At 66.8% G+C, this 20,115-nt stretch carries 23 protein-coding genes; 14 read left to right on the top strand and 9 right to left on the bottom strand.

Annotation, left to right across the window (positions count from 1 at the left end):
• Positions 1–98: 98 nt before the first annotated feature.
• Entirely contained in the window at positions 99–878 is a 780-nt protein-coding gene (gene xth, locus BM052_RS04670; RefSeq protein WP_091143756.1) for an exodeoxyribonuclease III, read from the top strand.
• Positions 879–910: 32 nt separating this feature from the next.
• On the top strand, positions 911–1,957 hold the full coding sequence (ribA, locus tag BM052_RS04665) for a GTP cyclohydrolase II (protein WP_255405963.1): 1,047 nt from the start codon (positions 911–913) through the stop codon (positions 1,955–1,957).
• Between the two features lie 27 nt (positions 1,958–1,984).
• Here ribA and BM052_RS04660 read toward each other — a convergent pair whose 3' ends face one another.
• On the bottom strand, positions 1,985–2,944 hold the full coding sequence (locus BM052_RS04660) for a hypothetical protein (protein WP_091143751.1): 960 nt from the start codon (positions 2,942–2,944) through the stop codon (positions 1,985–1,987).
• Positions 2,945–3,332: 388 nt separating this feature from the next.
• Between BM052_RS04660 and BM052_RS04655 the strand changes: the two genes are divergently transcribed.
• The 5 genes from BM052_RS04655 to BM052_RS04635 all read left to right on the top strand — a co-directional run bounded on the left by BM052_RS04655 (position 3,333) and on the right by BM052_RS04635 (position 5,652).
• Complete coding sequence (locus BM052_RS04655) at positions 3,333–3,518, top strand: DUF465 domain-containing protein (protein WP_091143748.1); 186 nt, start codon at positions 3,333–3,335, stop codon at positions 3,516–3,518.
• A 113-nt stretch (positions 3,519–3,631) separates the two neighbouring features.
• Positions 3,632–4,522 carry a DMT family transporter gene (locus BM052_RS04650; protein WP_091143746.1) on the top strand — a complete coding sequence of 297 codons (891 nt, stop codon included), beginning with the start codon at positions 3,632–3,634 and terminating at the stop codon, positions 4,520–4,522.
• Positions 4,523–4,526: 4 nt separating this feature from the next.
• A complete protein-coding gene (locus BM052_RS04645) occupies positions 4,527–5,075 on the top strand; it encodes a pseudouridine synthase (protein ID WP_091143744.1) in 549 nt (182 codons plus the stop codon).
• A 51-nt stretch (positions 5,076–5,126) separates the two neighbouring features.
• The gene (locus BM052_RS04640; RefSeq protein ID WP_091143741.1) at positions 5,127–5,402 is read left to right on the top strand and encodes a BrnT family toxin; all 276 of its coding nucleotides are present in this window, start codon (positions 5,127–5,129) and stop codon (positions 5,400–5,402) included.
• Positions 5,368–5,652, top strand: coding sequence for a helix-turn-helix domain-containing protein (locus BM052_RS04635; RefSeq protein ID WP_255405962.1), 285 nt, complete (start codon positions 5,368–5,370; stop codon positions 5,650–5,652). The genes BM052_RS04640 and BM052_RS04635 overlap by 35 nt, the downstream gene beginning before the upstream one ends.
• Before the next feature lie 3 nt (positions 5,653–5,655).
• On the opposite strand, the gene BM052_RS04630 is transcribed toward BM052_RS04635, so the two are convergent.
• The 6 genes from BM052_RS04630 to BM052_RS04605 form a co-directional block, all read right to left on the bottom strand.
• Positions 5,656–6,216: a nucleotidyltransferase family protein gene (locus BM052_RS04630; protein ID WP_218151515.1), complete on the bottom strand. Its 561-nt coding sequence runs from the start codon at positions 6,214–6,216 to the stop codon at positions 5,656–5,658.
• Positions 6,213–7,199 (bottom strand): quinolinate synthase NadA, encoded by a 987-nt coding sequence (nadA, locus tag BM052_RS04625; RefSeq protein ID WP_091143737.1) that lies wholly within the window; start codon positions 7,197–7,199, stop codon positions 6,213–6,215. Before nadA ends, BM052_RS04630 begins: the two co-directional genes overlap by 4 nt.
• A 93-nt stretch (positions 7,200–7,292) precedes the next feature.
• Entirely contained in the window at positions 7,293–8,006 is a 714-nt protein-coding gene (locus tag BM052_RS04620) for a hypothetical protein (protein ID WP_091143735.1), read from the bottom strand.
• Positions 8,007–8,086: 80 nt separating this feature from the next.
• Positions 8,087–8,968 carry an MBL fold metallo-hydrolase gene (locus BM052_RS04615; protein WP_091143961.1) on the bottom strand — a complete coding sequence of 294 codons (882 nt, stop codon included), beginning with the start codon at positions 8,966–8,968 and terminating at the stop codon, positions 8,087–8,089.
• 114 nt (positions 8,969–9,082) lie between these two features.
• The gene (locus tag BM052_RS04610; RefSeq protein ID WP_091143733.1) at positions 9,083–9,547 is read right to left on the bottom strand and encodes a DUF1465 family protein; all 465 of its coding nucleotides are present in this window, start codon (positions 9,545–9,547) and stop codon (positions 9,083–9,085) included.
• Positions 9,548–9,719: 172 nt separating this feature from the next.
• Entirely contained in the window at positions 9,720–9,917 is a 198-nt protein-coding gene (locus BM052_RS04605; RefSeq protein ID WP_091143958.1) for a YdcH family protein, read from the bottom strand.
• 214 nt (positions 9,918–10,131) lie between these two features.
• Here BM052_RS04605 and BM052_RS04600 point away from each other — a divergent pair, with 214 nt between their 5' ends.
• The 5 genes from BM052_RS04600 (at position 10,132) to tilS (ending at position 15,902) form a co-directional block, all read left to right on the top strand.
• Positions 10,132–10,287: a YdcH family protein gene (locus BM052_RS04600; protein WP_091143731.1), complete on the top strand. Its 156-nt coding sequence runs from the start codon at positions 10,132–10,134 to the stop codon at positions 10,285–10,287.
• Positions 10,288–10,382: 95 nt separating this feature from the next.
• Complete coding sequence (gene ptsP, locus BM052_RS04595) at positions 10,383–12,659, top strand: phosphoenolpyruvate--protein phosphotransferase (RefSeq protein ID WP_091143729.1); 2,277 nt, start codon at positions 10,383–10,385, stop codon at positions 12,657–12,659.
• 220 nt (positions 12,660–12,879) lie between these two features.
• Positions 12,880–13,839 (top strand): helix-turn-helix domain-containing protein, encoded by a 960-nt coding sequence (locus BM052_RS04590; RefSeq protein ID WP_255405961.1) that lies wholly within the window; start codon positions 12,880–12,882, stop codon positions 13,837–13,839.
• A 157-nt stretch (positions 13,840–13,996) separates the two neighbouring features.
• The gene (locus BM052_RS04585) at positions 13,997–14,926 is read left to right on the top strand and encodes a tetratricopeptide repeat protein (protein ID WP_091143724.1); all 930 of its coding nucleotides are present in this window, start codon (positions 13,997–13,999) and stop codon (positions 14,924–14,926) included.
• Entirely contained in the window at positions 14,907–15,902 is a 996-nt protein-coding gene (tilS, locus tag BM052_RS04580) for a tRNA lysidine(34) synthetase TilS (RefSeq protein ID WP_091143722.1), read from the top strand. Before BM052_RS04585 ends, tilS begins: the two co-directional genes overlap by 20 nt.
• Before the next feature lie 3 nt (positions 15,903–15,905).
• On the opposite strand, the gene BM052_RS04575 is transcribed toward tilS, so the two are convergent.
• Entirely contained in the window at positions 15,906–16,568 is a 663-nt protein-coding gene (locus BM052_RS04575) for a L,D-transpeptidase family protein (protein WP_091143719.1), read from the bottom strand.
• Between the two features lie 292 nt (positions 16,569–16,860).
• Between BM052_RS04575 and BM052_RS04570 the strand changes: the two genes are divergently transcribed.
• On the top strand, positions 16,861–17,157 hold the full coding sequence (locus BM052_RS04570; RefSeq protein ID WP_091143718.1) for a hypothetical protein: 297 nt from the start codon (positions 16,861–16,863) through the stop codon (positions 17,155–17,157).
• A 41-nt stretch (positions 17,158–17,198) separates the two neighbouring features.
• Here BM052_RS04570 and BM052_RS04565 read toward each other — a convergent pair whose 3' ends face one another.
• A complete protein-coding gene (locus BM052_RS04565; protein WP_091143715.1) occupies positions 17,199–18,671 on the bottom strand; it encodes an oligosaccharide flippase family protein in 1,473 nt (490 codons plus the stop codon).
• A 288-nt stretch (positions 18,672–18,959) separates the two neighbouring features.
• On the opposite strand from BM052_RS04565, the gene BM052_RS04560 reads away from it, so the two are divergent.
• A complete protein-coding gene (locus tag BM052_RS04560) occupies positions 18,960–19,754 on the top strand; it encodes a sulfotransferase (RefSeq protein ID WP_091143712.1) in 795 nt (264 codons plus the stop codon).
• Positions 19,755–20,115: the final 361 nt, after the last annotated feature.

The raw sequence follows: 20,115 nt of genomic DNA, 5'->3' as shown, positions 1-20,115 counted from the left end.
GGTGCACATTTCCCGCCAGTGCCGTTCCGGGAGGCTCGGTAGGGGCATTCGGAAGGGCCCTCTGGCATTTCGGCCAAGGCGTGCCTAAAGCCACGCGCATGAAGATCGCCACCTGGAACATCAATTCCGTCCGCCTGCGCCTCGACCAGGTCGAGCGTTTCCTTGCCGAGCAGGCACCCGACGTGCTGTGCCTGCAGGAGATCAAGGTCGCCGAACATCTCTTCCCGCACGAGATGTTCGAGCGGCTGGGCTACACCCATCGCGCGGTGCACGGGCAGAAGGGCTACCACGGCGTCGCCACCGTCTCTCGCCTGCCGTTCACCGAGTTCAGCCGGCATGACTGGCAGGACAATGGCGAGGCCCGCCATGTCGGCGTGGAACTGCCTGGCGGACTGGTCCTGGAGAACGTCTACATCCCCGCCGGCGGCGATGTGGCCGACCGCGAGGTCAATCCCAAGTTCGGCCAGAAGCTGGACTTCATCGGCCGCATGACGCGCTGGGCGGACAAGATCGACCGGCCCACCCTGATCGTCGGCGATTTCAACATCGCCCCGCTCGATTGCGACGTCTACGATCACAAGGCGCTGCTCAAGGTCGTCAGCCATACGCCGATCGAGATCGAGACGCTGGCGCGTTTCCAGGACGCCCATGGCTGGGTGGATCTGGGGCGGCGGTTCATCCCGGCGCCCGAGCGCAACTATTCCTGGTGGTCCTATCGCAGCTATTGGCGGGCCAAGGACCAGGGCCGCCGGCTTGACCACATGTGGGCCTCGCCCGAACTGGCGCCGCAGGCCCGCGCGCATCGCTTCGTCGAGGAAACCCGGCGGTGGGACCAGCCCAGCGACCACGTGCCGCTGATAACGGAGTTCGATCTCTGAACCAGCCGCCGCCTTCGCCCGGCGCCCGCCGGGTGGCGCTGGCGCTGGACGCGCTGCGCCATGGCTGGCCGGTCCGGGTGGGGGAGGGGCCAGACGCCGGCGATGTCCTGCTCCCCGCCGAGACTGGCTTCGCGCCCTGCACGAGCGCCCAGCGCATGCTGATCTCGGCCGCGCGCGCGGTCACTCTCAAGCTTGCCAACCAGCGCGAGGCCGCCGTGCCGGAAGCGCCGGTGCTGATCCGCGCGGCACAGGCCTTCGATCTCGAAACCGCGCGCGCGGTCGCCGATCCGGCGCTCGATCTCGCCCATCCGATGAAGGGGCCCTTCGCCGCCGAACCCCTGGAAGACCCGGAGGCCGCGCGCGCCGCCATGGAACTGGCGCGGCTCGCGGGCATCCTGCCGGCCTTCCTGGTCGCTCCCGCGCCGGCCGGCGAAGCGCAGGGCGTCTCACCCGCCGACCTTGCCGCGTGGAAGGACACCCGCCGTCTGGCGATCGCCGCGCGCGCGAGGCTTCCGGTCGCCGCCTGCGAGACCGCCGAGATCATCGCCTTCCGCGCGCTCGACGACTTGCGCGAGCATGTCGCGCTGGTCATCGGCACGCAGGACGGAAACCGCCCGCCACTGGTGCGGCTGCATTCCGAATGCCTTACCGGAGACATCCTGGGCAGCCTGAAATGCGACTGCGGTCCCCAGCTCGACGCCGCGCTACGCGCCATGGCCGAGGAGGCCGGGCGTGGCGGCTGGGGCGTGCTGCTCTACCTGCGGCAGGAAGGGCGCGGCATCGGCCTCATCAACAAGCTGCGCGCCTACCGGTTGCAGGACTTCGGCTTCGACACCGTGGACGCCAACAACCGCCTGGGCCTGCCCACCGAGGCGCGCGATTTCCCAGTGGCGGCGCGGATGCTGGACCTGCTCGGCGTCCACGCGATCCGGCTGATGACCAACAACCCGGCCAAGGTCAGCGCCCTGCGCGCCGTGGGCGTGGATGTGATCGAACGCGTCCCCCACCAGCTTCCCCCCAATCCCCACAACGCGCGGTATCTGGAGACCAAGCGGGACCGGACCGGGCACCTGCTGTAGCGTGGCGGCTCGCCGCGACCGCGCCGTTCAGCGTTTTTCGTAGCGCACCAGGCCCAGGCCGAGCGTGTTGACGCCCAGGCGCACGGCGTCGCCCGACCAGTCGGCCACGAAGGCGCTGCGGCGGTCTATGCCGGGGGCGAAGCGGGCGTTGTTGTCCTCCACCGTCAGCCCGCCCGAGGGATGGTTGCGATGTTCGGCGGCGACGGCGATGAAGGCGGAGTAATTCTCCTTGTCGCGGCCCTGCACGAACCAGTTGCCGGCGATGCGGCCGGTGGCGCCGTCGCTGAGGTCGATCATGTAGTTGGTGGCGCGGCCGCGCGAATCGTCGAAGCTGCAATTGAGGATGGCGATCCTGGCGGCGCGGGTCTTGGCATAGTGGCCGCCGGTGCCCGCCTCGAACCGGCTGCGCGTCACCGTAAGGGCGCCGTAGTTGCCGACATAGAGCGAATGCGCGCAGCCCGAACCCTCGCAAGTGCCGAGCCGGGTGAAAGTGGACTTGTCGATGGTGATGGTGCTGGCCGGATCGTCGGCGGTAAGGATGCCTTGCTCGCTGTCGCGGAACCAGGATTGCGAGACGGCCAGGTTGCCGCGTTCGAGGCGGATGCCGGCGCCGTTCTTGTCGGAAACGCGGATATTGGCGAAGACCAGGCCCTCCACCCGGGCGCCGCGCCCGCGCAGGACGAGCGCGCCCTTGCCCTCGCACGCGGTGCCGTCGAGCACCGACTGACCGGGGACGGCCGCCTGGTAGGTGATCTCCCCGGCGCCCTGCACCGCGCAGTCGGCAAAGCGCAACGAGGCGAAGCGGATGGTGCCGCGCCCCTCGCCGATCGCGTTCACCGCATCCTGCAGGCTGGCATAGCCCCGCCCGGTCTCCACGATGGTGTAAGGTGCGGCGCCGGAGGCGTTCTGGGCCGAGACGAACTCTGCCGGCTGGACGGCCAGCAGCAGCGCGATGGGGGCGAAGGCGAGTCGGGGAAGCCGGATCATGCCGGGACCTTATCCCGTCCGGCATGCCAAGGTGTAAACGGGTTTGGCCGCGTTCCGTGGCGGGACGAAAAGGCGGGCATTCCTTACTCCCGCGTGCTTGCTCGCCAGGGGCGGCGTCGCTGCCGGAATCGGGCAAAAGCTCGATTGGACTTGAAAGCGGAGCGATTAGGACCTAAAAAAAGCGCGCGGACCGGGCCCCTCTGGCGCGGCGCGGGACTTGGCTGGAAGGCTCCGGCAAATTCCGCGTCTCGTGATGTCGGACCGCATCGGGTGATACCGATGCAGGACCCGGCAAGATACTGTCCGAGGTTCCCCAGGGCTCCGGCTTTTCCGGAGCTTCGCACCGGCTCTCCCGATCGAACCAAACCCGTTCGACAGGGAATTGAGAATGACCGAACGCATGTTCCGAATGCTCGAGCAGTACCAGAAGCTCGACACTCTGCTGGCCAGGGCCAGGAGAGAGCGCTTTGCCGATCCGTTGGAGATCGCAAGGCTGAGACAACGGAAACGGAAATTCAGGGACAGGCTGGCGCGGCTGTTATCACCCCCGACCGCCGAAGCGATAAGCCTGTAACTGCGCGCCGGCGCGCAAGCCCCCCAACCCCGCGCGCCGGCGCTTCCCCCTTCCTTGCCTCGTCCCTGCCGAGCGGCTGGACGCCGGGCCCTTGGCGCGGCTAGGGCACGGTGATGCCCAGCACCATCACGCAACCGCATCGTTCCGGGTACGATTGGACCGTGCGCCACCTGGCGGTGTTGCTGATCGCGAACTTCGGCCTCGCGCTTGGCGCGATGCTGGTGCGCCTCGCCGATACCGGGCCGGTGGCGGCCGGGTTCTGGCGGCTGGTGCTCGCCTTTCCAGTGATCTTCGCGCTCTCGATGCGCGAGCCGCTTGCCCAGCGCCGCGTGGCCGGGGCGGCCTTGCTCGTCGTACTGGGCGGCGGCATCGCTTTCGGGCTCGACCTTGCCGCGTGGCATATCGGCATCGAGCGCACCAAGCTGGGCAATGCCTCGCTGTTCGGCAATGGCGGCGGCGTGATCCTGATGGCCTGGGGGCTCATCGCCGCGCGCCGGGCGCCGCGCCTGCTCGAATTGACGGCGATCCTCGCTTCGCTGGCCGGGGCGGCGCTGCTGATGGGCGGATCGCTCGAAATCAGCCGCGGCAACCTGGTCGGAGACCTGCTCTGCCTGCTCGCCGGGCTGCTCTATGCGATTTATATCCTGATGCTGGGATCGGTGCGCGAGCGGATCGGCAACTATTCGCTGCTGCTCTACTCGATGCTGACGAGCGTGCCGGTCATGCTGGGGATCGCCTGGTTGCAGGGCGAGGCGATCATGCCTCACGACTGGCGGCCGCTGCTGGTCCTGGCCGTGACCAGCCAGTTGGTGGGGCAGGGCGGCCTGATCTATGCGCTGCGGCACTTTCCGCCGCTGGTGATCGGCCTGGCCCTGTTGGCGCAGCCGGCGATCGCGGCGCTGGCCGGTTGGCTGGTGTTTGGGGAGACGCTTTCTTCGGGCGACGTGATCGGCATGATCCTGCTGGCGGGCGCGCTCGCGCTGGCCAAGGCCGACGGCAAGTAAGCCGGTGGCGCGCCTGATCCTGTTCAACAAGCCCTACGAGGTGCTTTCGCAGTTCACCGACGCCGGCTCGCCGACGCCGCGCGCCACGCTGTCGAATTTCATCGACGTGCCGGGCGTCTATCCCGCCGGCCGGCTCGATCGGGACAGCGAGGGGTTGCTGCTGCTCACCGACGACGGGCGCCAGCAGGCGCGGATCGCCGATCCCAGCTTCAAGATGCCCAAGACCTACCTGGCGCAAGTTGAGGGCCTGCCCGGCGACGCGGCGCTGGCGGCCCTGCGCAAGGGCGTCATCCTCAAGGACGGCCCGACGCGCCCCGCGGAGGCCGAACGGATCGACGACCCCGGGCTCTGGCCGCGCGATCCGCCAGTGCGCTATCGCAAGTCGGTGCCCGATTGCTGGCTGCGCCTGACCATCCGCGAAGGCCGCAACCGCCAGGTCCGCCGCATGACCGCCGCCGTGGGCCACCCGACGCTGCGCCTGGTGCGCTGGAGCGTGGGGGACTGGACGCTGGCCGGGTTGGCACCGGGCGAGTGGCGGGAAGCCGATGGCTGATGGACATCTGTTAACTTCCCATGCTATATGTGATTCACATAGTCGCACGGCATGGAGTTCGAATGCGACCCTGCCAAGGACGAGGCCAACCGTTTCAAGCACGGGCTGCGGCTGGCGTTCGGGATGCGGGTGTTCGATGATCCGTTTCATGTTCTCGCGCCGACCATCCGGATCGACGATGAGGAGGAGAGATGGAAGGCGGTGGGCCGTGTCGATGGAAAGCTCTACACGGCCGTTCACGTCTGGCGCGGAGAACGTATCCGATTGATCTCCGTCAGGAGGAGCAACGCAGGTGAACAAAGAGACTACGATCGCTATTCCCGCTGACCCGAATGACCCGGAAGATCGGGACGTCAGCGTTGCCGGGCTGGAGCGTGCGCACATGGGCCGTCGCTTTCGTATCCTGCGCCACCGGCTGGGCATGAGTCAGCAGGAATTCGCCAACGCTTTCGGCATTCCGGTCGCGAACCTCAGGCAATACGAATTGGCCCGACACATGCCTCCGCCGGCCGTGCGCGCCTATCTCAAGGTGATCGAGGCGGAGCCGGAGATGGTGCGGCGGGTGATGGCGGGGTAAGGTTCAGCCCGTCAGTAGCAGGCGGGGGAGGCGGGTCAGCCAGTTTTTCGCTTCCACCCGCTGCTCGAAGATCGCCCGTTTCCTGTCCTTGAAGTCACCGGCCGGGCGCAGCGTGAGCGTCAGCAGGTCGGAAACACCGAACGGTGCGATCACTTCGCAACGATCGTCCTGCGTGCGGCGCGCGGCAACAGCGGTGGCTGTTTCCGGCCAGAAGCGCATTGCGTCTTCCGAGGAACGGTAAGGCGCGTCTCCATTGTCGATGTGCATGCGCGCTTGGTTCTTCACGGACCAGCGGATGTTCGGCACTTCAGCACGAAGTCGGGCTTCGATGGAGCGATCCGTCTCTTCGGCGGTGTTGGTCGCGTCGAACCAGATCACGTCTACGTCCCCGGCAAGATCGGGCGATTGATCGTGGAGGATCGCCCAGACAGCGTCGCGGACGAAGCCGGCGGCGATCTGGCAATCCGGGAGATCGAGCGCCCGCACATGGCCAAGCAGGTTCCAGCGAAGCGGATCATTCCTGATCCAGCGGGCGACCTTTTCCGCCCCCGCAGCTTCGCTCACCGCCCGCCCAAATCCCCCTTGCCCACCGTCCCGCTGGCCATTTCCAGCATGCGATCCAGGCTCTTCTTCGCTGCCAGCCGCAGCCCTTCCTCGATCTCCACCCGCGGCGTCAGGTCCCTTAACGCCAGATAGAGTTTCTCCAGCGTGTTGAGCGCCATGTAGGGGCAGATGTTGCAGTTGCAGTTGCCGTCGGCGCCGGGGGCGCCGATGAAGGTCTTGTGCGGCAGCGCCAGTTCCATCTGGTGGATGATGTGCGGCTCGGTGGCGACGATCAGGGTCTGGCCCGGCATGGTCTTGGCGTAGTTCAGGATACCGCTGGTGGATCCGACGTAATCCGCGTGATCAACGATGTGCGGCGGGCATTCCGGGTGCGCGGCGATCGGCGCGCCGGGGTGCTGGGCCTTGAGCTTCATCAGCTCGGTCTCGCTGAAAGCCTCGTGGACGATGCACACGCCCGGCCAGAGCAGCATTTCGCGGCCGAATTTGCGGCTGAGGTAGCCGCCCAGGTGCCGATCGGGACCGAAGATGATCTTCTGCTCCCTGGGGATCTGCGCAAGGATCGTCTCTGCGCTGGAACTGGTGACGATTACGTCGGAAAGCGCCTTCACCTCGGTCGAACAATTGATGTAGGTGAGCGCGATGTGATCGGGGTGCGCCTCGCGGAAGGCCTTGAACTTTTCGGGCGGGCAGGAATCCTCCAGGCTGCACCCGGCTTCCAGGTCGGGCAGCACGACGATCTTTTCGGGCGAGAGGATCTTGGCGGTGTCGGCCATGAACTTGACGCCGCAGAAGGCGATGACGTCGGCATCGGTCTCGGCTGCCTTGCGCGACAGTTCCAGGCTGTCGCCCACGAAGTCGGCGAGGTCCTGCAACTCGGGCTTCTGGTAGTAGTGCGCCAGGATGACCGCGTTGCGTTCCTTGCGCAGCCGTTCGATTTCGGCGCGCACGTCGATTCCGGAAAGGTCGGCGGGCATTACGGTCATGGCATTCCCTTTTTCGTCCTGGCCCCGGCGCTGACGCCGGGGCGCGGTCTATCTAGGGATGCGGGGGCCGGGACCCAAGGATAAAATACAGGCTCAGGCGCCGGCCGCGCGCGCGGTGAAGGCGATCCACCAGGGCGTGATCGCCAGCAGTTCGACCAGCACGTGCGAAAGGGCGACGGCGGTCGCGACCGCGGTTGTCGCGGGATGGATGCGTCCCAGTTCCCTGCGGTCGTGACGCATGATGAGGCCGACCACGCCGAGCTGGATCACCATCGACAGCCATTCGCCCCAAGGCAGGATCAGCGGCATCGGCAGGATACGGCCCAGTGCCGGCTCCATCAGCAACACGGTAGAGCCGACCATCAGGCGCTTGTGCCAATCGGCTTGTCCGCGCCGGGCGACGGCGGTGGCGACGATGGCGGCGAAGATCGCCACGCTGACGTGGACCAGCGCGAGGAAATAGGGCGCGGTGAAGAACGGGGGAAATATGCCCCTGCGGATCGCGGTAAGGCAGGTGAGGCTGGCGAGTACCACGATCAGCGGCAGCAGCACCGCGCTGGCCCAGCCGAGCCTGCGGTGCAGGGCAAGCCCGCCGCGGCCGGCCAGCAGCGATTGCGTTACCAGCAGGCTCAGCCACGCCAGCATCGCCATGCCATGAAGATGCATGACCAGCGGGGCATGCTGGTAATCCACCATGCCCCGCAGGCCGAACTGCGCAAAACCGAAAACGATGAAGGCAGAGATGCCGATCGTCATCTTCTGCCAGAATGAAAGGCGCGCAACCCGCGCGTCTGCAACGCTTGCCATGAAATCCCTCCTGCTTTGGAAGCGCAGGGGAATAATCGCAAACGCGGCTTGGTCCCAATACTTTCATCGACGAGCGACGATTACGGTTCGGCGAGCGTCCAGTTGTCCTTGTCACGCATGGTGACGCCGCGCCTTTCCAGGTCGATCAGGTGCGCGTGCACGGAACGGCCGGCGGCGGGCCAGAGCCTTTCGTCCACGCCCTTGTACATCTGCGGCACCATGTCCGCGATCCGGGTGCGCCCCGCCTCGATCTGGCGCAGGATCTGCTTTTCGCGGCTGCGGCGGTGGCCGATCATGCCGCGCACCAGCTGGCGCGGCTTTTCGACGGCGGGGCCATGCGCGGGATAGTAGACGGTATCCCCCATGCGATCATGCAGCTTCTGCAGGCTTGCCAGGTAGGCGGTCATGTCGCCATCGGGTGGGGAAACCACGCTTGTCGACCAGCCCATCACATGATCGCCGGTGAACAGCGCGCCGGCTTCTTCGAGCGCGAAGCACAAGTGGTTCGAAGTGTGGCCGGGCGTGGCGACGGCGGTAAGGGTCCAGCCTTCGCCGGCGATCGCCTCGCCATCCGCGAGCACGCGGTGGGGACGGTAGGTGGGATCGAAAGCGACATCGGCGCGCGGGCCGTCATCGTCGAGCACCAGCGGCGCGCAGCCGACGATCGGGGCGCCGGTACTGGCCGAAAGCGACGCGGCGGCGGGTGAGTGATCGCGATGGGTATGGGTGCAGCAGATCGCCAGAACCCGGGCATCGCCGATGGCCGCGATCAGCGCCTCAAGATGTTCGGGCCGGTCCGGGCCAGGATCGATCACCGCCACTTCCCCGGCATCGCCGACGATATAGGTCTGGGTGCCGGTATAGGTGAACGGCGATGGATTGCGCGCGAGCACGCGCCGCACCAACTGGCCGGCGTGCTCGGCCACCGCATAAGGCCCTTCGATGTCCCGTGAAGCGTCCATGGATGCGATATGGGCATTGTAGGGAGGCGTGTCGAGCCATTCCCGCCGCTCCACTCGCGCCATGGGTCTGCGCGGAAGGCGGAATCCGCATCGGCCGTTAATGATGAATCCGCGTCAGCTCGCCAGGCGCCGCTCGATCCGTTCGCGCAGCCGCTGGATGGCGCTGGACTGGCCCTGTCCGGTCAGCCGCCAGTTGTGATCGAGGCGCAGGAGGCGATCGTAGAAGCGGCGGGTGGTTTCCACCAGTTCGGCGATCCTTGGATCCAGCAACGCCACTTGGTCCGGTTCGCAAAGCCGCATCTCGGAAGACAGGCGGCCGTGATGCCGAAGCTGGAACTCGCTGATTTCCCCCATGAAATAGGCACGATGATTGAGCAGCCAGGCGATCGCGTGCATCATCCGCGTCGTCGTGCGCAGGCCTTCCGCCGAAAGCGCCACGCGCGCGAGATCCTGGTCCGCGCCAACCCGTTCCAATCGGCCGGACAGCGTGAAGGCATTGCGAACCTCGTCGGACAGGACGAGTGCCTCGCAATAGAGCGCTTCGATGATGCGCGGGTTTATGGTGACCGGTTCGGACATCTCCGGTCCATATTTCCCAGCCGCGACTCGGCGGCAACTGCCCAATGGTAAAAATCCGGGGCAAAATTTCCGCTGTCCCCGATCGGAACGGTTCATAGTGAACACAGGTTAACCGGAAACAGGCGGTCGGCCGATCCCGGCATGTACGCCAACCAGGGCCGGCCGGCGGCGATCAGGCGATGATGTCGGGGATCAGATAGTCCTCGATCTGGGATATCTGGTCCTTGAGCCTCAGCTTGCGCTTCTTGAGTCGCGCGATCTGCATCTGGTCGCTCGACCCCGAAGCCAGGAGCGCGTCGATCGCGGCATCGAGGTCGCGATGCTCGACCCGCAGGATTTCGAGGCGTTTGCGCATTTCCTCTTCGGTCACGCCGGAATTCCTCGTCTGAATCGTGCCATACCCGCGGCAGCGCCGCGCGTTCCTGCCCAGCGCAGGATTCACGCGATTCACCGATATGAAGCATTCATGCTCTTCGCAAGACGGACTGGATATGGTTCCATCCGTTTCGCGCCGGACCACTAATGCCGAGTCGCCAATTCGGGTTATTCGGCTGGGTCCGGCTTCCTTAGAGGAGGAACCGTCCATGGATAGTTCGCACGTCAGTGCCTTGCAGCTCAAGCATGCCGGTATCGAACGGCAAATCCACGATGAGATGAGCCGCCCCATGCCTGATGCCGCGTTGATCCAGGCGCTCAAGAAGCGAAAGCTTAGGCTCAAGGAGGAAATCGTGCGGTTCTGATCGCCGATTCCGGATTGCGCGATATCGTCGGAACAAGCTGATTTGTCGGCACCGCTGCGTTCCCAAAGGGCTCGCTTTGGGTTAGGTGCAACGGCATGACCAGCGGAGCCGTCGAAGCAGCACGAAACATTCTCACCCGCCTCCACGAGGTCATGGCTTCGCGCAGCCACGCGCAGGCCAAGCTGAACACCGTGGTGGAAGTGATCGGCGAATGCCTCGATAGCGAGGTTTGCTCGATCTATCTCCTGCGGGAGGGGATGCTGGAACTGTTCGCGACGCGCGGCCTGGCACAGGAAGCGGTCCACGTCACCCGCATGGCGGTGGGAGAAGGCCTGGTTGGCACGATCGCCGACCAGATCGGAACGCTCAATCTTGCCGAGGCAGCGGCGCATCCGGACTTCTCCTATCGGCCGGAAACGGGCGAGGAAAAGTTCCATTCGTTCGCAGGCGTGCCGATCGTGCGGCGTCAGCGGGCGGTGGGCGTGTTGTGCGTGCAACATGTCGAACCGCGCCGCTACGAGGAAGTCGAGATCGAGGCGCTGCAGACGGTGGCGATGGTGCTTTCCGAACTCATCGTCAATGCCGACCTGATCGACGAGGAAAACGCCGGGGCCTTCGGCGCCGGGCAGACCGGGCCGGAGCAGCTGCGCGGACTGACCCTGGTCAAGGGGCTGGCCTCGGGCGTGGCCGTGTTCCACCAGCCCCGGGTGACGATCGAGCATGTCGTCGCCGAGGATACGGAGGCGGAACGCCAGCGCGTCATCCTGGCCTTCGACAAGATGCGCGAGCAGATCGACCGCATGGCCGGTCAGGCCGAATTCGGCGTCGGCGGCGAGCATGAGGAGGTCTTGGAGACCTACCGCATGTTCGCCTACGACGAAGGCTGGACGCGCCGGATCAACGAGGCGATCGATTCCGGCCTCACCGCCGAAGCCGCGATCGAACGCGTGCAGCAGCGCACCCGCATGCGCATGCGCCAGATCGACGATCCGCTGCTGGCGGACCGGATGCACGATCTGGAGGACCTGGCGAACCGCTTGCTGCGGATCGTCTCGGGCCAGATCGGCACCGCGGCCTCGATGGGCCTCAGGAACGACGCGATCCTGATCGCGCGCAACCTCGGGCCGGCCGAACTGCTCGAGTACGATCGCCGCCGCCTCAAGGGCGTGATCCTGGAAGAGGGTTCGCTCACTAGCCACGTCGTGATCGTCGCCCGGGCGATGGGAATTCCAGTGCTGGGCCGCGTGCGGGGGTTGCGCGGGGTCGTGCGCGAGGGCGATCAGCTGCTGCTTGATGCCGATCATGACATCGCCACGGTGCGTCCCTCGCCCGGCATCATCGAGGCGTTCGAGACGCGTTTCGCCAAGAGCCGCGAAAGGCAGGCGGCCTACGCCGCGCTGCGCGATGTGCTGCCGACCTCGCGCGATGGGCAGCGTGTCTATCTCATGATAAACGCGGGGCTGCGCGACGATATCGCCAATCTCAGCCTGACCGGCGCCGACGGCGTGGGCCTGTTTCGCACGGAGTTCCAGTTCCTGGTTTCGGCCACGCTGCCCCAGCGTGAGCGCCAGACCCGTCTCTACCGCGATGTCATGGACACCGCCGGGGACAAGCCGGTGATCTTCCGCACCGTCGATATCGGCGGCGACAAGACTTTACCCTACTTGCGCCACGACGACGGCGAGGGTGAGGAGAACCCGGCGATGGGCTGGCGCGCGCTGCGCGTGGCGCTGGAGCGCGACGGCCTGCTCAAGGCGCAGGCGCGCGCCTTGCTGGAAGCGGGGGCGGGCCGCAATCTCTACGTCATGTTCCCGATGGTCGCCGAGCCGTGGGAGTTCGACGCGGCCAAGGCGGTGTTCGACGGGCAGCTGGCCTATCTCAAGCAGCAGAAGAAAGTGCTGCCCGAAGCCATTCGCTATGGCGTCATGCTGGAAGTGCCGGCCATGGCCGAGCAGCTGGACCTGCTGGCACCCAAGATCTCGTTCCTCTCGATCGGCACCAACGACCTGACGCAGTTCCTGTTCGCGGCCGATCGTTCCAATCCCAAGCTTGCCGAGCGTTATGACTGGCTGAGCCCGGCGATCCTGCGGTTCATCCAGCGGGTGGTGCGCAATCTTGAGGATTTTCGCGTCGACATCAGCGTTTGCGGCGAAATGGGCGGGCGCCGGCTGGAGGCGTTGGCTTTGCTGGGCCTGGGCATTCGCCGCATGTCGATCACGCCGGCCTCGGTGGGTCCGATCAAGGAACTGGTCGGCAAAGTCGATCTTCGCGAGATAGGAGAGGCCATGGCGGGATGGCTTGCCGCGCCGCCACCCAGTCTGCGCGCGACGATGTCCGCCTGGGCGGCCGAGCGAGACATACACGTGGATTGACACCGGTGTGTCGCAATCCGATGGTATCGGCCGCGAAACGCGCATTATCCGCCGCATAATATTCACGCGATTGCCCGGGGACTGATTGACTTTGGGCGACGGGGCGGTTTGGTTAGTGTCCGTTAGGTCGCACACTCACCAAGTCCCCCGGGGTGGAATGGAACAGGTAGAAAATCAGGGTTGGGCTGATCGTCCCAAGACAGCCGGCGGCCAGCTTCGCATGGCACGCGAAGCCGCGGGACTGAGCCGCGCCGACATTGCCTTCCGGACCAAGATCGCCGAGCGTCACGTGCTGGCCATAGAGGAGGATCGCTTCGGCGACCTTGCCGCCCGCACTTATGCCGTCGGCTTCGCGCGGGCCTATGCACGCGCGATCGGCCTTGACGAGGCCGAGATGGCCAAGACCGTGCGCCGCCAGATCGATGCCGAGAAAGTCGAGCGCCCGCAAGGCGCGCCGAGCTTCGAGCCCGGCGATCCGGCGCGGGTGCCGCCGATGCGGCTGGCCTGGCTGGCGGGCGGGGGGGCGGTCGTCGTGATCGGCCTGCTGCTGTTGTTCTGGAGCAGCTTCCTCTCGCCCGAAGGCAAGTTGCCCGATCTCCTGGCCGACGAGGCGCCCGCGCCGCTGGCGAGCCTTCCGGCGGCCTTGCCGGTCCCCCGGCCGTCACCCGCCGGTGAGCCGGTGGTCCTGACGGCAACCGCCGACAATGTGTGGGTGAGCGTCACCGATGCCGGCGGCGCGATGCTGCTGGTGAAGGAACTGGCCAAAGGCGAAAGCTGGACGGTGCCCGCCGATGCGCGGGGGCCGCAGCTGCGCACCGGCCGGCCCGACGCACTCCAGCTGACGGTCGGCGGAAAGGCCGTGCCGCGACTGGCCGAGCGGCCGATGACGATGTCGGGCATTTCGCTGATGCCCGCCGATGTCCGGGCGCGCGCCGTTCCTGCCCAGTCGCCAGCGGCGAGCCAGCCCTTGCCAGCACCCCAGGCCCCCGCATCGAGGCCATCGGGCATGCGCCGGCCCACGACCGGCTCACCCCGACCGGCCGATGCAGCCATCGAACCGACGCCGGTGGAATCCACGACGGCGGCGGCAAGCCCCGCCACCAGCACCGGCCGCCCGCTGGGTTCGGCCATGCCGCAATCGCCGCATCCGGCCGATCCGCTTTCCACGGTTTCCAACTAGGCGCCCTCGACAGGCCGAGGCGCTTGCGGCAACAAACGCGGGAAAGCTTGCTTGGTTAATTTCCGGTTCCGTCCGCCGCTGCCGACACGAGGGGGCGAAAAGCGGCGGAACATTCTGGCACGGAGTTGAATTGGCGATGAAAGGTTCACTAGGGGCTATGCGGTCCGGTCGCTTGCTGGCGACGGTGGCCGCCGCGTCGATCCTGGCCGGCGGAACGGTGCCCGCGCTGGCGCAGGAGAGCACCGATACGCGCCTGAAGAAAGTGGAGGCCGAAGTGCGCGCCCTGCAGCGCAAGGTCTTCCCGGGGCCTGGCGGCAAGTTCTTCGAACCGGAGATCACGCCGACCCCGACTTCGCCCGGCACTCCGGCCCAACCGGCGACGACCCCGGTTACCGACCTGCTGACCCGCATGGACGCGGTCGAAGCCCAGATGGCGCGGTTGACTTCCCAGGTCGAGCAGAACACCAACCGGATCGACCAGCTTGAGGCCAAGCTCGCCGCGGGACCGGCACCGGCGGCCGCGACGCCCGTCGTGACCCCGCCGGCGGCGGCGCAGTCCAACCTCGACGCCATGACCGGCGGCGCTTCCGCCAAGCCGATCGCGCCGCCGCCGGCGCCGACCCCCAAGCCGAAGCCCGCCGCCCCGTCTTCGGCTCGCGTGGAAGCGGTCAAGGCCGTGGTCAAGCCGCAGACCGCCGATCCGGGCGACGACGAATACAGCTATGGCTACCGCCTGTGGGAGGCCAAGTTCTATCCCGAAGCCCAGCAGCAGCTGAAACTGTTTCTCGAAAAGTATCCCAGGCATCCCCGCGGCAGCTGGGGCCGCAACCTGCTCGGCCGTGCCTATCTCGAAGATGGCAATCCGAGCGAGGCGGCCAAGTGGTTCCTGCAGAACTACCAGACCGACAAGCGTGGCGAGCGGGCGCCGGACAGCCTGCTCTACCTTGCCGTCACGATGAAGCAGATGAAGGATGCCAAGCGTGCCTGCATCGCCCTTGCCGAATTCGGCCAGACTTACGCCGCTGAGGCCGCCGGACGCCTGAAAGGCCTTTACGATTCCACCCGCAATGGGCTTTCCTGTAGCTGATCGCGGCCCGGCGGCGGAAACGCTGGCGCGATTCCGGACCGGTCTTGAGGCCGTCTGGCCGGAGGGCGCGGGAGAGGCCGGCGCCAAACTGGGGCTGGCGGTTTCGGGCGGGCCGGACAGTATGGCGCTGCTGCTGCTCGCGCAGGCCGTGCTGCCAGGGCGGGTTGAGGCGGCAACGGTCGACCATGGCCTGCGCCCCGAAAGCGCGGGCGAGGCTGCCGGCGTGGCGCGGGCCTGCCAGGAACTTGGCGTTCCTCACGCCACGCTCAAGGTGGATGTCGCTGCCGGCAATCTCCAGGCGGAGGCCAGGCTGGCGCGCTACGCGGCGCTGGCAAGCTGGCTGGACGAGCGCGGCCTGGCCGCGCTGGCGACCGCGCATCAGGCCGACGATCAGGCCGAGACCTTGCTGATGCGGCTCAACCGGGCGAGCGGCGTGGCCGGTCTTGCCGGCGCGCGGGCGCGGGGAATCGTACCGGAAACGGCGATCCCGCTGCTGCGCCCGGTGCTCGACTGGCGTCGCGCCGAACTGGCGGAAGTGGTCCGCGCGTCCGGGCTTGCCGCCGTTGAGGATCCCAGCAATGCCAATGACCGCTTCGATCGGGTGCGCGTGCGCAAGGCGCTGAGGGGTGCGGACTGGCTGGATGTCGCCGCGATCGCCCGCAGTGCCGCCCACATCGCCGAGGCGGACGCCGCGCTTGACTGGATGGCGGCGCTGGAATGGCGCTCATGCGTGAAGAAGGAGCCGATGGGGCTCAGGTATCGCCCGCAGGCGCCGCGCGCGGTGGCGCTGCGCGTGGTGGCGCGCATCGTGCGGGAACTTGACGGGGAGGAACCGCGCGGCGGCATGGTGGCGCGGCTGTTCGATACCCTCTGCGAAGGCCGGCCCGCTTCTATCGGCGATCTGGTGGCGCGGCCCAACGCGGGCGGGTGGAGTTTCGCCAAGGCGCCGGTGAGAGCGGCGAAACGGAAGGAATGAGGATCAGCCGCCGATGAGGTTGTCGCCCAGGCCCACCTGCTTGCCGCGCGTGACGTAGACCTTGTCGCCCAGGTGCGTGACCGCGAAGAGCTTGGCCGCGAAGGCTTCGGGCATGCCGACGCAGCCGTGGCTGGCGTAGCCCAGTTCCACCTTGGAGCCGTGCAAGGTGATCCCGTCGTCGGTCAGCCGCTGCATGTAGGGCATCGGGGCGCCCGTGTAGATGTTGGAGACGTGGTCCCGGTCCTTCTGGGTAATCGGGAACACGCCGAGCGGGGTCGGCTTGTCCTCGGTGCCGAGCAGGACGGCGGTGGCCCCCACTTCGTACCCGCCCTGGAACACCGAGAGCACGCGCGCGTCGAGATCGACGGTGATGACGATCGGGCCCTTGGGCACGTCCTTGTCGTTCCAGTGCCATTCGCCGTACTTGATCGGCCCATCGATCGGCAGGATGCGCTTGATGACGAAAGGTTCGTCCTTGGCGGCGGTCGAAGGTGCCGGCGCCGCGGCGGTCGGCGCCACTGCTGGGGTGGAGGTTTTTGCGGCAGCCACCCGCGCTTCGGCGAGCGAGGCGGGCTCGGGCCGGGACGGCGACGCAGCCATGACCAGCACGCCGACGATCGCGGCGAGGGCCAGGAAGCCCGAGGCGAGGAAGATGCGTCCGTTCACGTGATCGATTCCCTGGCGAATCTGCCTGAATTCAGGCGCCGACCATCGCGCAATCGGCGGTTGAGCGCCAGAGCGCAGACGTTCGTGTCCCGGCTCAGGACTGGCGGGCAGTGAAAGTTAACGCGTGTCGGCCGGTGTGACCGGTCCCGCGAGCGATCCCTGCGTGCGGGATCGCGTTCACCAGCCCGCCCCGAGCCGTGAATGGATCGCCGAAGGCCGGGCGGCAGGTTACATGCGTATCACATTCGGTTAGGGTGGCGGTTCGACCCCGCTGGATGGGAGAGGACACGCGATGAAGCTGCTCAGGTGGGCCGTAGGCGGCGCTTCCGCCTATGTGATCTACAAGTATTCGATCGGCCGCAAGGCCAGGGGCGAGGATGTTTTCGTGACGCCCGAAAAGGCGGTGAAGCAGATCACCGGCGAACCCGAGCCGGCAGGCAAGCCCACCGCCCGCAAGCCCTCCGCCAGAAAGCCCGCGTCCGCCAAGGCTCCCAAAGCCCCGCAGGCGGATGCATTGTCGGGCGATGCGCCTGCCCCTGAAAAGCCCAAGCGCATGCGCGCGCCGCGCAAGAAGCCGGCCGGCGAATAGCGCGGGTTCAAGGCGGGAGCTGTCGCTGGTGCGTTTTCGGCCTACCCCGAAAATGCCCGCAGGCTGAACACACGCAGCCGCGCGGCGAGCGCCAGGGCCGCCAGCCCCAGCACGGCCGCCGCCGCCAGGCCCAGGCCCAGCGCTTCGATCCTGCCCACCGGCAGCCGGGGCATCGCCTGCCGGTAGACGAGGTGGAGGACCAGCCCATAGGCCGCCGAGAGAACTATGGCGCCGGCGAAATTCCGCACGGCGCCGCCGATCCGGATATGGCCCCGCCAGCGCAGCAGGTGGAACGCCCAGAAGGTGGTGCCCAGCACGACCAATGCCTGCGTCCAGGCCAGCGCCTCCAGTCCCAGTGGCGAGGCGACGAAGATCGCCGCGACCGAAATCACCGTCGAAACCAGATCGAACATCATGACCCACGCGGTCCTGCCCAGCGCCGAGAAGGCGGGTTCGACCAGCATCTGGCCCACCCCCGCCGCGCCGCGCATGGCCAGGGCGTAAGTCACGATCAGGGCGGGTAGGTACGATGGGTGGAAGAAGATCGCGATCACGTCATGCGCGAAGACGATCACGACCGCGCCGACGATCCCGCTCAGCATGGTGATCGTTCCCGCGAACCGGCCCAGCAGCACGGCCAGGTCCTGGTCCCGCCGCGCGGCGGCACCGAACTGGGTGGCGGCGAAATTGCTCATCGGCTGGTTGAAGATATCGGTCGCGCCGGTCGCCACCCGGTTGCCGAAGCGGTAGAGGCCGACCGCCGCCGGGGAATGGAGCATGCCCAGCAGCAGGTCGGCGGCGTAGCGCGCCAGGAAGTTCAGCAGGCGCGAGCCGTAAAGGCCGCCGGAAAACGCGGTGGCCTTGATCGCCAGGTCCTTGCTGAAGACCAGGCTGGGCCAGTCCCGCCCGAACGTCGCGAACAGGATCGCGCCGGAAACGACCCGCAGGTAGCGGAACGCGACCAGGGCATAGATCGAATGCCAGAACCACAGCAGCGCCGCGCCGCCGATCAGCGCGACGAGGTTCTGCGCGAACATGATCGCGAAATTGAGCGTGGTCTCGCCCCGCCGCAGCAGTGCGGCGGAAGACCATGCGCCCAGGCTGGCGAGCGGCTGGGCCAGCGCCAGCAGCACCAGCACGCTGCCCAGCGGCTCTGCATGGAACAGCCGTTCCAGCGGATAGGCGGCCAGCGCCAGCAGCAGCGAAGCGAGGGAGACCAGCCCGGCGATCAGCCAGAAGCAGGTGGACAATACCAAGCTATCCTCTTCCTTGGCGGTAAGGATGAACTGGTAGAACCCGGTGTAGGTCATCGTCTGGACCAGGATGACGAACACCACGCCCAGGCTGTAGACGCCGTATTGCGCCGGCAGCAGGAAACGCGCGGCCAGCAGCGTAATGAGCAGGGTGGAGACCTGTTGCAGCGAGCGCGCGGTGAAGGCGAACAGGGCCTTGCCGCCTTGCCGGCCGGCGGAACGCAAATCGCGCCTTTTCCATACTGCGCCGATCATGGTCATAAACGTATCTCGCCACCACGGTCCGAAGTGGCATCCGCGCGGGGGGGGGGGGCGGGTGCCGTGAAAGACGCGGCCGATCGCGCCGGCCTGTTCAGTTCATCTCGTCGCCCGTCAGTGCCGCGTTCCCCTGTCCACGATGTGCAGGTTCCTTCTATCATCCGGCGGCGCCGGGCGAATTCGAATTGCAGCCGGGATGGAGCTAATTCCCGGCGGGAACCCGGCATCGAAGGGATTATCGTTCCGTGCATCGGCGTTCCGTGCGTCGGTTCAGAAAGGTCCCTCTTCTCCATGATCCAGGTGCTGCGCGAATCCGGAAAACGAACCGCTGGCTGGCTGCTCGGCCACTCGATGCCGCGATACCGTTACCGCCACTGCGTGTTCATTCTCGCCCACATGCGGTGCGGATCGACCGCGCTTTCGAACATCCTGTGTTCGCGGGCGGACGTGAGCGGATACGGGGAAGCGCACGTGCGCCACGGCGGACCGAGTTCGCCGGGACAGCTGGCGCTCAACCAGATGCGCCGTGGCGGCTGGAACCCGCGGGCGGGCTGTCTTTTCGACAAGATCCTGCATTCCCGGCACGATCGGGACGCGCCGCCCGAATTCTTCGAGGCGCGGGCGATCTTCGTGGTACGCCGGCCGGGCGATGCCATCCATTCGATCGTCAGGCTTTTCGCCGGACTGGATCGCGGCGAATACGCCACCCAGGCGGAGGCCGGGGCCTACTATGTCGAACGGCTCGCGGCGCTGGAATCGCTCTGGCACAAGTTTCCCGCGCGGCGACGGATCGGATTGACGCACGAGGCGCTCGTCCGGGAACCGGACCGTGCGCTGGCGGCGATTTCCGCGCGGCTGGGCTTTCTGCCGCCGCTGGAGAACCGCTACGTGAGCCTGGCGGCGTCCCGCCGGGGCGGTGGTGGCGATCCGCTGGTCAGCGGGCGACATACGCGCATCGATCCCGCGCTGTCCGGTCCGGCCCGCGACGATGCGCCGCTCGACCTGCCCGCCGGTCTGGCCGACGCGGCGCGGGAGCGCTACCGGCGGCTCGCTGCCTTGTTCGAGGATGATCGGGCCCTGGCCTGATGCCAGGGCGCGGGCTCGTTTCCATTATCGAGCTTTCCGTGCGCCGCCGGTTCATTCCGCATTGCGGAAAAGATGGTCCGTTCCCACCCGGTTTCCCGCACGGAAGTCTCCCGGCCATATGACAAATATAAGTATCTATGCTTATATGTAATGGACAACATATTATATTCAGTAATCAAATCCGAAATAAACCGAACTGAATATAACTCTTGTTGCGAGCGCAAAATTCCCAGTGATAGCCTTGGTTAATCGGACGGTAATCTACCCCTTCGTCCGATTCCAGGGAGGAACAAGCGGTGGAAACGGTTGAGCAGGTGTGCGCTACCCCGATGACCTACGGGGCGCGGCCCACGAAACATGC

It is taken from the genome of Novosphingobium sp. CF614, assembly GCF_900113255.1.
Lineage (GTDB): Bacteria > Pseudomonadota > Alphaproteobacteria > Sphingomonadales > Sphingomonadaceae > Novosphingobium.
This window is presented reverse-complemented; position numbering and strand designations above follow the sequence as displayed.